Below are 14,122 nucleotides of genomic sequence, written 5' to 3' on the forward strand. Positions count from 1 at the left end.
TGAATTTCTAAATTCCGGAACCAAAAATAGAAAACATCCCACACTTTTATCTTATCATACATCAAGAAATCAAATTTCAGGGTTTCCATTATTGACCTTTCCGCTAAAATAAGAATTATTAAATAGATATGATACATTTAAAATCTTTATATCCAGTTTGTTTAAACCAATTATAAATTTAACCGCAAAATAAGCAAAACACTTTATCCGATCTATGTAAAGTATTTCAAAAGTCTGCAAAGAGAAAAAATCTTTGATTTTTTTAAAACTTACGTGCTCTTTTTCCATTTAGATATTAAACTTAAACAACTAAAGTGTTTAAATCTTTTGCATCTTTTGTGGTAAAAAAGTTTAAAGTTTATCTTCAAGCAAAGCATATTCATCTTATTTTGTATTATTACAGTCAATTTTTTCTTTATTTGAATTTTAATCATCACAAACTTAAAATCTTAAACAGACAATATCTTTCTTGGTCTTTGTTAAATTTAAATAAGACAGTAAAGCTTTTTACAAATAATGTAGTTAAACTTAAAATAGGTTTACAAAAGACATTTTGATTATTTTAGCCGTTTAAAATTTACAATGAACACAACACAATACATACAGCAATCCCTCAATATATCCGAAAAAAGCATCAATGCCACTTTAGAACTATTGGCGGAAGACTGCACCATCCCTTTCATTTCCCGCTACCGAAAAGATAAAACAGGAAACCTTGACGAAACACAGATTGAACAGATTTCGAAACTCAGTAAACAGTTTGAAGAAATTGCAAAAAGAAAAGAATCGATCTTAAAATCGATTGAAGAACAAAATGCCTTAACACCGGAACTGAAACAGAGAATTGAAGAAAGTTTTGATATTCAGGAAATTGAAGATCTTTATCTGCCGTTCAAAAAAAGAAAGAAAACCAAAGCCGATGCCGCGAAAGAAAAAGGGCTGGAACCTTTAGCGAAAATGATTATGAGCCAGAAAGTTCAGGATCTGCAGTTTTTGGCTTCAAAATACCTGAACGATCAGGTTGCCTCCGAAGAAGAAGCTTTGCAGGGCGCAAGAGACATCATGGCAGAATGGATCAACGAAAATATGTATGTGAGAAAAAATCTCCGCCGCCTGTTTCAGCGAAAAGCAGTGGTTACTTCAAAAGTAGTGAAAGCCAAAAAAGACGAAGAAGAAGCCCAGAAATTCTCGCAGTATTTCGAATGGGAAGAAAGCCTGAACAGAATGCCTTCTCACCGCCTTTTAGCCATGTTGAGAGCCGAATCCGAAGGTTTTGTGAAAACCAATATCGGGATCGATAAGGAAGAAGCCATTGATTTTATTGAAAATGCCATCATCAAATCCAATAACGAAACATCGGAACAGATTTCACTGGCGATCAAAGACAGCTACAAAAGATTACTGGAACCCGCAATCTCCAACGAAACGTTACAGGAAGCGAAAGAAAAAGCCGATAAAAAAGCGATTGAGATTTTCTCTGAAAACCTTACGCAGCTTCTTCTTGCTCCGCCTTTGGGAGAAAAAAGGATTCTGGCGATTGATCCGGGCTACAGAAGCGGCTGTAAAGTAGTCTGTCTGGACGAAAAAGGCGATCTGCTCCACAACGAGACCATTTATCCGCACGCTCCGCAAAACGAAAGCGGAATGGCAATGAAAAAAATCCGTTCCATGGTAAATGCGTATAACATTGAAGCCATTTCCATCGGAAACGGAACCGCAAGCCGCGAAACCGAGTTTTTCATCAAGAAAATTGCATTCGACAAACCTTTACAGGTTTTCGTTGTTTCGGAAGCCGGAGCTTCGGTGTATTCTGCAAGTAAAATTGCGCGTGAAGAATTTCCAAGCTATGACGTGACGGTTCGCGGATCGGTTTCCATCGGAAGAAGACTGGCGGATCCGTTGGCGGAACTGGTAAAAATAGATCCTAAATCCATTGGAGTCGGGCAATATCAGCACGATGTGGATCAGACTCAGTTAAAAAACGAACTGGATTCTACGGTGATGAAATGTGTGAATTCTGTAGGAATCAATCTGAATACAGCGAGTAAATCTTTATTAAGCTATGTTTCGGGAATCGGCGAAAAAATGGCAGAAAACATTGTGAACTACCGTACTGAAAACGGAGCTTTTGAGGACAGAAAACAGTTGAAAAAAGTTCCGAGACTGGGAGAAAAAGCTTTTCAGCAGGCAGCCGCATTTGTAAGAATCCACAATGCTAAAAATCCGCTGGATAATTCTGCCGTGCATCCTGAAGCTTACGGAATTGTTGAAAAAATGGCAAAAGATTTAGGCATAAAAACCAATGAGCTGATCGCCAATAAAGAAAAAATTGCAGTGATAAAACCCGAAAACTACATCACAGGAGACATCGGAATTTTAGGAATCAAAGATATTTTAAAAGAGCTTGAAAAACCCGGACTGGATCCTAGAAAAGCGGCTAAGGTTTTTGAATTTGATCTGAATGTAAAAAGCATCAAAGATCTAAAAACAGGAATGATTCTGCCCGGAATCGTTAATAACATCACCGCTTTTGGCTGTTTTGTAGATCTGGGAATCAAGGAAAGCGGATTGGTTCATATTTCCCAGTTAAAAGACGGCTTCGTTTCCGATGTAAATGAAGTGGTAAAACTGCATCAGCACGTTCAGGTAAGAGTAACGGAAATTGATGAAGCGAGAAAAAGAATTCAGCTGAGTATGGTTTTGTAAGAATGATTAAGGTTTTAAATTCAAGTCTGTTTAGATAGTTATTTTATTTACGAAATTGTCATTTTGAGCGAAACGAAGTGGAGTTGAAAAATCTAAAATAACTGAATTTTAAATGATTTTGGTTTTATAATTACTAATAAAATTCTGTTCAGCATAACACAAAAGGTTGAAATGAAATGCAAACACATGGTAAGATGAAAATTTCAGAGCTTAAAGAAAATAAAACAACACGCAGGGCAACCCGAAATTTTGATTCGGAAGGAAGACGCATCTATGAATTTTTTGAATATGAAATCCCTTATGATACTTCCTACGAAAAGAACCGCAGGGACAGATTCTGTTCCAAAATTATAGACATGATTCCCTTTACCCTGCTTTTTGTTTTCATATTGCATAAACCTCTGATTGTCGCTGTGATTCTTTCAATTCCGTGTGCAATTGTTTTAGGATCAGTAACAGAACATTTTTTCGGGTGTACTCTTGGCAAAAAGATTTTTAAAATAAAAGTGATTGATGATTACGGTAACTATCCCAATATTCTGAAATCATTTGCAAGAAATTTGCTTTGTCTGGCAAATCTTTTCTTTTTTTGGATCAATTATGAACATCCTGAAAATGAATCATCAAACAAATCCATGCGGATGGATTTTCATATGCATTTCAATAACGAGATCTGTAAAACCTACATTGTAAAAGAAATAAAAATGGAAGAGATCAGGAAACTTCTTCATAACCGGTTTTCTATAAATAAAAGTGACTCATGAATTGAGTCGCTTTTTTTATTATAAAAATTTTGATTGTCCGTTTATTAACCTAAAGCTTCGACAGGCTCAGCTTGACATCGCTAAAAATCAAGCGTTTAGTATTAGAGGTGTCACACTGAGCTTGTCGAAGTGCCTGTTATAAATAATTGATTTTCATATCAGTGCATAGTAATAGGTTGTTTAACGGATAATCAATTAAAAATTTAAAGTAAAAAAGTTTTGCTCCTTTAGGAGCAGAATCTGTGTAGAAATATGAATAAGTCTATCAATCAATCCGTAGGATTGATATCTGCAATTCTCAATGAATCTTCTAAAGATAGCGTTCCTACGGAACGCTGAATGCCTTGCGAATATGTTTTCTACACAGATAAAACTCTATAGAGTTTTCTAACTTTTACTTAAACTTTATTAATAATCTTTAGAATCTCTTACCGCTTTTCTCACTTCCGGCCATTTAGTAATCTGTCCTTTATCGTCCAGCGGCATTGCCCTTTTTTCCCTGTTTGAAAATTCGGGGTCTTCTGAAGCCATATACGCTAAAGTTGCCGTTAGAATCACATTGCTTTTCACCTCATCAAAAATGATTTTGTCGTACGTATCTTTTGTCGTATGCCATGTGTAGCCAAAATATCCCCAGTTTAAAGAACCCAATCCGAATGACGGAACTCCCGCTGCCACGAAAGAAGCATGATCAGAACCTCCTCCACCCGGAGTTCCCGGAAAGTCTGTTTTAATCTGGCTTTTAATATTTTTAGGAACCGCGTTCAGCCATTTTCCAAGATAATCGTAAGCATGTACAAAACCCTGTCCGCTGATGTTCACTACTCTACCCGTCCCGTTGTCCTGATTGAAAACCGCCTGAACTCCCTTTACAATTTCAGGATGATCCGCCACAAAACTTCTTGATCCGTTCAGTCCCTGCTCTTCACTGCCCCAAAGTCCGACAATAATGGTTCTTTTGTTATCGGGATAATATTTCTTAAGAATTCTCATCGCTTCCAACATGGTTAAAACTCCCGTTCCGTTGTCTGTAGCGCCTTGCGCACCGTCCCACGAATCCAGATGCGCAGAAAGAATAACGTATTCATCAGGTTTTTCTTTTCCTTTAATCATTCCGATGGTGTTGAACGATTTTGCTTCGGGAAGGATTTTTGACTTCATCTCCATCCTGATCTTGGGTTTTGCGCCGTTTTCCGCCATTCTGTACAACATTCCATAATCTTCAAGCTCAATATCGAACATGGGAATATTCTTCGTTTTTGCCTCAAAAATTCTGTTGGCTCCCATAATTCCAGTCCAGTTGGAAATTGCAATTCCTGCCGCTCCTGCTTTTTCCAGAGCTTCGGGAAGCGTTTCATTGTTATAGCCGATGCTTTTTATATAATTCTGATACTCTTTTGAAGCCTGTTCTTTCTCTTTTTTAAGCTTTTCATACAGTTCAGGCGTGGCAAATTCTTTAATCTGATCGTCTGAACGACCGATTTTCTGGTATTGCGCCATCAAAACAACTTTTCCCTTCACGGAAGACATCCATTGATCAAATTCAGTTTTGGAAGAGACTTTCGGGAGAATAACAACTTCTGCTTCCACTGCTTTTTTGGTTGCCGGACTCCATGCTAACTGGGTTGCCGATAAACTTTTCATCCGCGGAAACATCATATCCACATGAGTAATCCCTCTTTGCCATCCTTTCCATGTTCCAAACTGTTGCAGACTGGCTTCAATATCCCATGATTTCAGTTTATTTGCCGTCCATTCATTGGCGGCAAGCATTTCCGGAGTTCCGATCAGACGCGGACCTATTCCGTCCAAAAGTTCATATGCCATCGTTTCAAGCTGGGAACTATTGTTTACCTCATTCACGAAATTCTGAACAACGGGATTAAGTTTTTCCTGAGGAACGGCATTCTGAGCCAAAGAAAATTGAGTCATTGCCATCATAACAGGCAACGTAAGAAATCTGTTTATCTTCATATTAATCATTGATTCGTTAAAGATAAAGAGATTCTGGAAAATGGGAAAATGCAGAAAGGATTTGGTGATGGTGAATTGTTGCTGTGAATGGTGAAAAAGTCAAGGGTGAATGAGATTCGCTTTTGATTTACAATCCACAAATCAAGACTACATAAGAGGAAAATCAGAGATTTTCAGAAACTGATGTTTTCTTACGACTTAACGAGTGTTTAAATCTCATGTGACGTATGTGATTATTTAAAAAGTAAATTTCTTTGTAAAAATTCAAATAAAAAAACCGACTGAAAAGCCGGTTTTGGGAACAACTATTTTTTTGATTCTTCAACAGAAACTTTTCTGAATTCCTTGAAAAGCTTGCTTAGTTCCAAAGCTGCTTTACGAGCTCTTGTTCCAGCTGCCTTGTTTCCTTTTTCTGCTTGTTGGTTTGCCTCAGTTGTGAAAGCTTCAAATTCTGCGTTGATTTTTTCAATTAGTTCTTTCATTATTTTTAAAATTTAGGCTGCAAATATAGCTTTTATGGTGATTCCAGCCTAATAGTGATGAAAAAATTTCCAAGAATTCACAAATAATTTCAATTTTACTACAAAATGCCTGAGATTACTGTAAAATGTAGGGATATAAAAGATATCAGGGATTGTAAAAGCAAGTTATGATCAACCAATAGAATTAAGTAAAACTACTGAGTTTTTTGTTTCTTAAACTCATTAATTTTGGATGCATAAAACTGATGATTCCGAAAAGATTCAGACCTCTATTTTGAAGTTTGAATCATTTTCCGAATCAAAAAACTAACCATTACAAAAACGAAATTACCATGCTGAAAAGACAAAAAGAAAGTATTGAGCAGGAAAACCTGTTTCTGAGAACATCCGCAGACAGTTCTCAGGGTTTTCTGGAAAACCTTATGAAAGGGTATTCCAAACTCACGATTGATGATCCGCTGATTCCTTTCAGAGAAAAAAATCTGAACCAGATTGTAGATAATGTAGACTATGGAATTTTAAAGGCTCTGGACGGAACCTGGGTGAGCTACAACGCCGATTACAATAAAAATATCGACAGAACAATGAACGGAAGCGGCGTTCATACCACGATTATGCCTTCACCGGGAACCAATTCGGGAACAATTCCGGGAAAGTTCAGTTTTGAATGTGAAGAATACATAGAAAAACTGGTATTTTCTCTTGTTCCGGGAGGTGTACGCAATCGTGGCGGGGCAAATGAGCTTTTCTGCGGGGCTATAAAGTACGAGCAAAGCATTAAAAGTGTGAATACCCAAAAAGATAATCCGGATTTGCTGTACACGCCCATTCATGAAGAAAACGGGATGTATCTCTGGCTGAGTGATGTTTACAATCATGCAGCTACAAAAGAATCCATCGAAAGAGACCGCGGAATTCATGCTTTTGATGAGGAAGATTATAAAAACTACGGGTACAAAGGCGAATACAGAAATGAACCTTTGGTACAAGTGAAGGATGAAAACGGAAATCCTCAGTATATTCTGATGAGCGAACTGAAGGAAGGACAGGAATATTATGAGATCATTCCGGCAAAAGAACTGAAACCGGGAGCCGGTAATCGCGGACCGTATTTTATTCCGGATTATTCTATTTCGCGAAGCGGAGTGATTCCTCACGGAAGCACGATTACTTTACTGGGCGACATCGTGCCTTCCCAATCCAATTATCTTGTTCAGGAAGCTCCGCAGTTTCCGGAAGGCGATAAGGCATGGAATTACGATTTTCTATCTGTTTCGCCAACGATGGGAGGAGCAGGAGCGAGTGAAACGCATCCTATCAATCTGGATGAGCCCGCTCCGGCTTGGGTTCACGAAACGCTGAATGACCAAAATGATCCGGGAGAAAATAAAATTTATACGCAGAGAATTCTTGCACACGATCTTTATCCTTATTCGGTAAGACCGGATCTGAGATTAAGAGATACGCTCAGCGGACAGGAAGTTAAGAATTATGTTTTTCTTCAGATGTCTTCCAAAAACAAAACCGGCGCACAGGGCGGGATTTTAAATGTTCCTTTCGTAAACCGTTTTGTTCCAATGGTGGAGGTAAATTTCAGAATGTGGATCGAAACGGTGGTAGAAAACGGAAGAGAGATTCTTCAGCTTCAGTATGAGCAGATTATTCTTTTTGAATTCCATTTCGGAGATGACGGCGGAACGACAAGCTGGCCGCATATTCAGGTGAACACGCTTCGAAAACTGGAGGATATTCCTGAAGAGCAGAGAAAAATTATAGAAGAGCAGTTTTTTGAAGGAACAAAAACTCCGGAAAATATATCCTTAAATGCTCCGGCTGCGACATCAGGCTGTCCGTATCACAAAGGGTAAGTAAATATTTATACTATGGTTTTAAAGAAAGCAGCGACGGCACAAGTGCCGTCGCTGCTTAATATACGCAATACCTATTTAAACAATTATTAATTTAACCAGAAAAGATTTTATCTACGATAAAATTAAACATCAATTCTTTATTGAAAATCTTTGATTTTCTTGCGCCTTAAAGATTTGAAACTAATAGAAATCTTGCGTCTTTGCATTTTCCAACAAGAATATTTTTGTTTTAAAAAACTTTAAAATCTTTGTTAACTTTAACTACAGCAGCTCAATCTTTTGTCCTTTTTTGTGGTTCAAATAAAGAGCTTAAATAAATTAAAATTTAATGATTATCCTTTTGCTTTTTCGTCTGTGAAAAGTTCTACACAACCTCTTTTCTCAATGAGCTGCATCGGATATTGTTCGGGATTGTAAACTCCGTTTAAAACTTCATTCAGAGCGTGTTTTTTGCTTTCTCCAAAGGTGACGATTAAAATATTTTCAGCGTTATTGATGACTGGAGCTGTAAGGGTAATTCTGAACATTTCCTGAGGTTTCAGGTAATACGCATCCACCCACTTTTCCTTTTCCCAGAGCACTTTTTCTCCCGGAAACAGTGATGCTGTATGTCCGTCGTCTCCCATTCCCAACAGAATAAAATCAAAACTTCCGTCATTTCCCAGAACATTTCTGATCTGATTTTCATATTCCGCAGCAAATTCTTCCGCAGAAACTCCGTCTTTATACATTGGGAAAATGTGATCTTTAGTTACGGAAACATGATCAAGAAGTGTATCGAATGTCATTTTAGCATTGCTTTTCTCGTCATTCAGCGGAACCCATCTTTCGTCTACCCAGAAAAAAAAGACTTTGCTCCACTCTATTTTATCTGCATATTCCCCGGAAGCCAACAGCTTAAAGATCGCTTTCGGAGAAGAACCTCCGCTTAATGCCACCACAAAACGGTCGTGATCCTGAATCGACTTTTCAGCCAAATCTACAAAACGGTCTGCTGCTTTTTTATATAATGTATCTAAATCGTTAAATACGGTAATCTTCATTTTTACTTTTCTTTATTAAATTTTAAACCCAGTGATGTCCCTGTCTTTCTACCAGAGCAGTACTTTCTTCAGGACCCCAGCTTCCGGCTTCATAATTCGGGAAAGAGGCATCTTTTTCATTTGCCCACGCTTCCTGAATGGTTTTTACCACATCCCATGCTTCTTCCACCTGATCGGAACGCATAAACAGGGTTAAATCTCCTAAAAGTGCATCCAGCAATAAGGTTTCGTAAGCTTCCGGAGTGTCTTCCTGACAGGCAAAATTATCAAAAATCATTTCTACAGGTTTTAAAACCAGAGAAAGTCCCGGTTTTTTTGCCATAAACTGGAGTCTGATATCCATTAAAGGCTGAATATTGATAATCAGTCGATTGGCAGACAATTGTTGCGAGCTTTCTGAAAACGTAGAATGTGGAAGCGGCTTAAACTGAATGGTGATGTAAGAATGTTTTTCTTTCATCTTTTTCCCTGTCCTTACGTAAAACGGAACACCTTGCCATCTTTCATTATCCAGATAGAACTTTACGGCGGCAAAAGTTTCTGTGTTGGAATCCGGCGCAATCCCTTCTTCCTGCCTGTAACCTTTCGCTTTTTCGCCATTTAACTTTCCTTTTCCGTACTGTCCTCTTACGGCATAATGGTCTACTTTTTCCGCAGGAATTCTTCGGATAGATTTCAGGACATCTACTTTACGATCCCTGATCTCTCCGGATTCCAGTGAAGCAGGCGGTTCCATTGCCACCATACAGAGAATCTGCAAAAGATGATTCTGAACCATATCTCTGAGCGCACCGGTCTGCTCGTAGAAGCTTCCTCTGGTTTCCACTCCTACTTCTTCAGCTACGGTAATTTGTATAGATTCGATATGTTTATTATCCCATAAAGGTTCAAAAATAGAGTTTCCGAACCTGAAGGCAAGAATATTCTGTACGGTTTCCTTTCCCAGATAATGATCGATGCGGTAGATCTGTTCTTCTTCAAATGCTTCCGCCAAAAGGCTGTTCAGTTCAATGGCAGACTGTTTATCGTGTCCGAAAGGTTTTTCGATAATAATACGGTCTTTTTCAGGATCTGAAGCCAGCGATGCATTTTTGATATGATTGGAAATAGTAGCCACAAAATTGGGACCTATTGAAAGGTAAAAAAGTCTGTTTCCTCTTGTTCCGTAGACTTTGTCAAAACTTTCCAGCTTCTGATTAAGATTTTTATAGGAACTCTCTTCATCAAGCTGATGCTGAACATACGTTATGTGCGCCTGAAAACCCGCCCAGTCTTCTGAAGTTACTTTTTTTCTTGAAAAGCTGTTCAGGTTTTCTCTGATGTAATTTTTAAAATATTCGTCGGAATTATCTGCTCTTCCCAAAGCGATGATGTTAAAGCCTTTCGGCATTCTTCCATCTATGTACAGGTTGTAAAATGCAGGAAAAAGTTTTCTTTTTGCTAAATCTCCTGTTGCGCCGAAAATGATAATTGTGGTGGGCTGCAAAACTTTATTTTCGCTCATTTCTGAATTTTAATGATTAAAACTATCCCAGTTGGTATGAAAGACTCCCTCTCTGTCGGTTCTCTGGTAGGTATGTGCTCCGAAATAGTCTCTCTGTGCCTGAATCAGATTCACCGGAAGAGATTCTGTGGTATAGGCATCAAAATAACCTAAAGCCGTCTGAAGTCCTAAGCTTGAAATACCGTTTGAAACTGCAAAAGCTGCTGTTTTTCTCAATGAAGAAACCTTTTCTTTAACGATAGCTGCGATATTTTCATCAAGCAGAATATTGGAAAGCTGAGGATTTTTTGTGTAGGCAGTATAGAATTTCTCCAATAAAACAGAACGGATAATGCATCCTCCTCTCCAGATCTTTACTACATCTTTCAGAGGAATTTCAAACTGATATTCTTCAGAAGCTTTTACCAGTAAAGCCAGACCTTGTGCATAGCTGATTAGTGTAGATAAATACAGAGCTTCTCCCACTTCTTTAATGAAAATTTCTTTGTTCTCAGGAGTTACAACCTCACTGTGAGAATATAGTTGCGACGCTTTTATTCTTTCGTCTTTATAAGCTGATAAAATTCTGGACGTTACCGCAATATCAATCGTCGGAATTGAAACGCCGATTTCCATTGCCTGTTCGGAAGTCCATTTTCCGGTTCCTTTAGCACCTGCTTTATCTAAAATCTGATCAACAAGATAACCATCGGTTAAAGAATCTTTCTGCTGGAAAATGTCTCTTGTAATTTCGATCAGGAAAGAATTCATTTCTCCGTTATTCCATTCTTTAAACACTTCATAAAGCTCATCATTTGTAAGCTTTGCTCCTTTTCTCAGCAAATCATACGCTTCGCTGATGAGCTGCATGATGGCATATTCAATACCGTTGTGAACCATTTTCACATAATTTCCGGCAGAACCTTTTCCCATGTAGGCTGTACACGAATCACTATCTACTTTGGCTGCAATGGCTTCCAGCATCGGCTGTAAAAGTACGAACGCTTCCTGATCGCCACCCGGCATAATACTTGGTCCCGTTCTCGCTCCTTTTTCACCTCCCGAAACTCCCATTCCCATAAAATGAAGCTTTTGGGAAGCCAGATCTGCCACACGTCGGTCGGTATCTTTGAAATAAGAATTTCCGGCATCTATTACGATATCTCCTTCGCTCAGAATCGGTTTAAGATTTTCTAATACCGCATCTACCGGTTTTCCGGCAGGAACCATCAGAATAATTTTTCGCGGTGTTTCCAACTGCGATACAAAATCTTCCAGAGAAGGTATTCCTTTGATATTCATACCGGAAGTTTTCTGTTCTTCCAAATCTTTTATTTTTTCATGATCAAGATCAAATCCTGCAATAGAAAATCCGTGATCGGCGATGTTGTACAGGAGATTTCTCCCCATAACTCCCAGTCCGATCATACCATAACTGTATTTTTCCATTATGATGATGTATTAGTAAATGTTTAAACGTTTAAAGCTTTAAAATTAAGCATTATGAAAGTGATATAGAAATAAGATTAATAAAAATTTTCTATATGATGTTTAAGGCAATATTTAAAATTTGCTTAAAAATATAATCCTCAATTGTTTACCGCTGAGATGTCATACAAAAACTGGCAACACGCTTATGTGCTGCCAATTCTTAAAAAATAATCGGATATATTTGAAATCAAGAAATTTTTCCTGCCAGTCTTCTTACCATCCCTTTAAAGATAATTCCGTGAAACGGCAAAACAGAATACCAATAGAGTCTTCCCGTTAATCCATGAGGTCGGAAAACCGCTTTTTGCCAAAGTTTACCTTTATACACTTTAAACATTAACCACGCTTCTCCAGGAAGTTTCATTTCTGCGAAAAGAATCAGTTTTCCTTCTTCTTTGTTGGCATACAGAACACGCCAGAAATCCAGTGCATCACCTTCGTGAAGTTTATCGGGATGCGTTCTTCCACGTCTCAATCCTGGTCCGCCAACCAATAAATCCATAAAACCGCGAACTTTCCAGAGACTTTGACCATACCATCCATTTGCGCCACCTAACGAAAAAACTCTGTGGAGACATTTTTCACGGTCATCATATTCTTCAGTTCTCAAATCTACAAAGCAGCCGTATTTTGGAACATCGAGATAATCTTTCAGGCTGGAATCGCTTCTGCTGCTGATAAAACTGTCTTTCCAGCTTGAAGCAATTTCGTTGTCCTGAATTTTAGCCAAAGTTCTTCTTAACGCTGTATCATAAGAAAAAGGCTGAACTCCGGTAATCTGTTTAATTTCCGCAAGGCTTTCCGGTCTGCAGATAACTTCAATTTTCATACTTCCAACCAATGCAGAAGCTAAATTGTATGATGTTGAAGTAATGAAATACAGCCAATATGAAGACAATTTCGGAGTCATTACAGGAACGGTGAAAATTTTCCTTTTCAATCCTCTGATTTTGGCAAACTCCAAAAGCATTTCTTTGTAGGTCAAAACATTATCGCATCCGATATCAAAATTTCTGTGATATGCCTGTTCTTTAAATAAAGTAAAAATCAGAAAATCCAGAACATTGGCAATTCCGATCGGCTGACATTTCGTGTGGAGCCATTTCGGAGCCACCATCACCGGTAATTTTTCAACCAGATCTCTGATGATTTCGAACGATGCACTTCCTGAACCAATGATAATTCCAGCCCGTAAAACGGTTGCCGGAACTTTACATTTCATCAGGATTTTTTCAACTTCAAATCTTGAACTCAAATGTTGTGATAATTCTTTTTCATTCGCCAAACCCGAAAGATAAATAATGTGTTTACAGTCGGTGGTTTCAATATAATTTGAAAAATTAACGGCGCATTGTCTTTCAATTTCTGCATAATCGTTGCTGTTGCTCATCGAATGCATCAGATAATACGCTCCCGAAATATCTTTCGGAATATTTTCCAGTGTTTCGGGTTTCAGAAAATCCACTTCCACCACTTCAATCTGGGCATCATCAATATCCACACTTTTAGAAAAACGGTTTTTATCTCTGCAGCAGCAGACTACCTGATAACCTTGTGCAGCGATTACGTTTATCATTCGTTTTCCGATGTATCCGGTGGCTCCGGTTAGCAGAATTTTTTTCATAAGATTGGTTTTGGTGACTGGAATTTGTTTCTCAGCGTAATGAGAAAATTATACCTTTTCTAAGAGATGTCCAAAATAATCTTTCTTTTTTGAAAGATAACTTTCGTTTACCTCGTTAGATTCTATTTCCAAAGGAACTCTATGATTGAGAATAATTCCGCTGTTTTCCAGAGATTTAAGTTTATCCGGATTATTGGTCAGCAGATTAATTTCTTTCACATTCAAAATCTTAAGCATTTCAACTGCCACATCAAAATTTCTTCCGTCTGCGGGTAAACCCAACTTTAAATTCGCTTCCACCGTATCAAAACCTTTTTCCTGAAGCGCATACGCTCTTAACTTATTGATGATTCCGATATTACGACCTTCCTGTCGAAGGTAAATAATCATTCCTCCGTTTTCCGACATATATTTCATTGCCGCGTCTAATTGCTGTCCGCATTCACATTTTTTAGAATGAAAAATCTCACCTGTAATGCATTCCGAATGAAAACGCACGTTTACCGTTTTGCTGAAATCTGTATTTTCTGCTACCCAAACCAAGTGCGGATTCCAGTCTTCTTCGTGTTCTGAGAATGCATAAACAGTAAACATTCCAAAATCTGTAGGTATATTCGATTGTGCCTGTATTGTCAACATAATTCAAAAATTAAATGGTTTATATAGTACAAATTTATACTTTAT

Annotated in this window: 10 protein-coding genes; 3 read left to right on the forward strand and 7 right to left on the reverse strand. The window is 38.0% G+C overall.

What is annotated here, in order from left to right; genetic code table 11:
- Nucleotides 1–582: 582 nt before the first annotated feature.
- Entirely contained in the window at nucleotides 583–2,706 is a 2,124-nt protein-coding gene (locus tag B0E34_RS14855) for a Tex family protein (protein WP_087710687.1), read from the forward strand.
- Between the two features lie 194 nt (nucleotides 2,707–2,900).
- Nucleotides 2,901–3,470, forward strand: coding sequence for an RDD family protein (locus B0E34_RS14860; RefSeq protein ID WP_165763001.1), 570 nt, complete (start codon nucleotides 2,901–2,903; stop codon nucleotides 3,468–3,470).
- 408 nt (nucleotides 3,471–3,878) lie between these two features.
- On the opposite strand, the gene B0E34_RS14865 is transcribed toward B0E34_RS14860, so the two are convergent.
- Both B0E34_RS14865 and B0E34_RS14870 read right to left on the reverse strand, forming a co-directional pair.
- Nucleotides 3,879–5,444 carry a M20/M25/M40 family metallo-hydrolase gene (locus tag B0E34_RS14865; protein WP_087711517.1) on the reverse strand — a complete coding sequence of 522 codons (1,566 nt, stop codon included), beginning with the start codon at nucleotides 5,442–5,444 and terminating at the stop codon, nucleotides 3,879–3,881.
- Between the two features lie 305 nt (nucleotides 5,445–5,749).
- Nucleotides 5,750–5,926: a BF3379 family histone-like protein gene (locus B0E34_RS14870; RefSeq protein WP_076394683.1), complete on the reverse strand. Its 177-nt coding sequence runs from the start codon at nucleotides 5,924–5,926 to the stop codon at nucleotides 5,750–5,752.
- Between the two features lie 332 nt (nucleotides 5,927–6,258).
- Here B0E34_RS14870 and B0E34_RS14875 point away from each other — a divergent pair, with 332 nt between their 5' ends.
- On the forward strand, nucleotides 6,259–7,794 hold the full coding sequence (locus B0E34_RS14875; RefSeq protein WP_087711519.1) for a peroxidase, FMP-type: 1,536 nt from the start codon (nucleotides 6,259–6,261) through the stop codon (nucleotides 7,792–7,794).
- A gap of 335 nt (nucleotides 7,795–8,129) precedes the next feature.
- Here the strand turns inward: B0E34_RS14875 and pgl are convergent, their stop codons facing one another.
- The 5 genes from pgl to ribA form a co-directional block, all read right to left on the reverse strand.
- On the reverse strand, nucleotides 8,130–8,840 hold the full coding sequence (gene pgl / locus B0E34_RS14880; protein WP_087710691.1) for a 6-phosphogluconolactonase: 711 nt from the start codon (nucleotides 8,838–8,840) through the stop codon (nucleotides 8,130–8,132).
- Nucleotides 8,841–8,862: 22 nt separating this feature from the next.
- A complete protein-coding gene (gene zwf, locus B0E34_RS14885) occupies nucleotides 8,863–10,344 on the reverse strand; it encodes a glucose-6-phosphate dehydrogenase (protein WP_087710693.1) in 1,482 nt (493 codons plus the stop codon).
- Nucleotides 10,345–10,353: 9 nt separating this feature from the next.
- Complete coding sequence (gene gnd / locus B0E34_RS14890; RefSeq protein WP_087710695.1) at nucleotides 10,354–11,772, reverse strand: NADP-dependent phosphogluconate dehydrogenase; 1,419 nt, start codon at nucleotides 11,770–11,772, stop codon at nucleotides 10,354–10,356.
- A gap of 229 nt (nucleotides 11,773–12,001) precedes the next feature.
- The gene (locus B0E34_RS14895; RefSeq protein ID WP_087710697.1) at nucleotides 12,002–13,438 is read right to left on the reverse strand and encodes an SDR family oxidoreductase; all 1,437 of its coding nucleotides are present in this window, start codon (nucleotides 13,436–13,438) and stop codon (nucleotides 12,002–12,004) included.
- A 48-nt stretch (nucleotides 13,439–13,486) separates the two neighbouring features.
- On the reverse strand, nucleotides 13,487–14,077 hold the full coding sequence (ribA, locus tag B0E34_RS14900) for a GTP cyclohydrolase II (protein WP_087710699.1): 591 nt from the start codon (nucleotides 14,075–14,077) through the stop codon (nucleotides 13,487–13,489).
- Nucleotides 14,078–14,122: the final 45 nt, after the last annotated feature.

Origin of the sequence: Chryseobacterium mucoviscidosis, assembly GCF_002177115.1 — a bacterium.
Lineage (GTDB): Bacteria > Bacteroidota > Bacteroidia > Flavobacteriales > Weeksellaceae > Chryseobacterium > Chryseobacterium mucoviscidosis.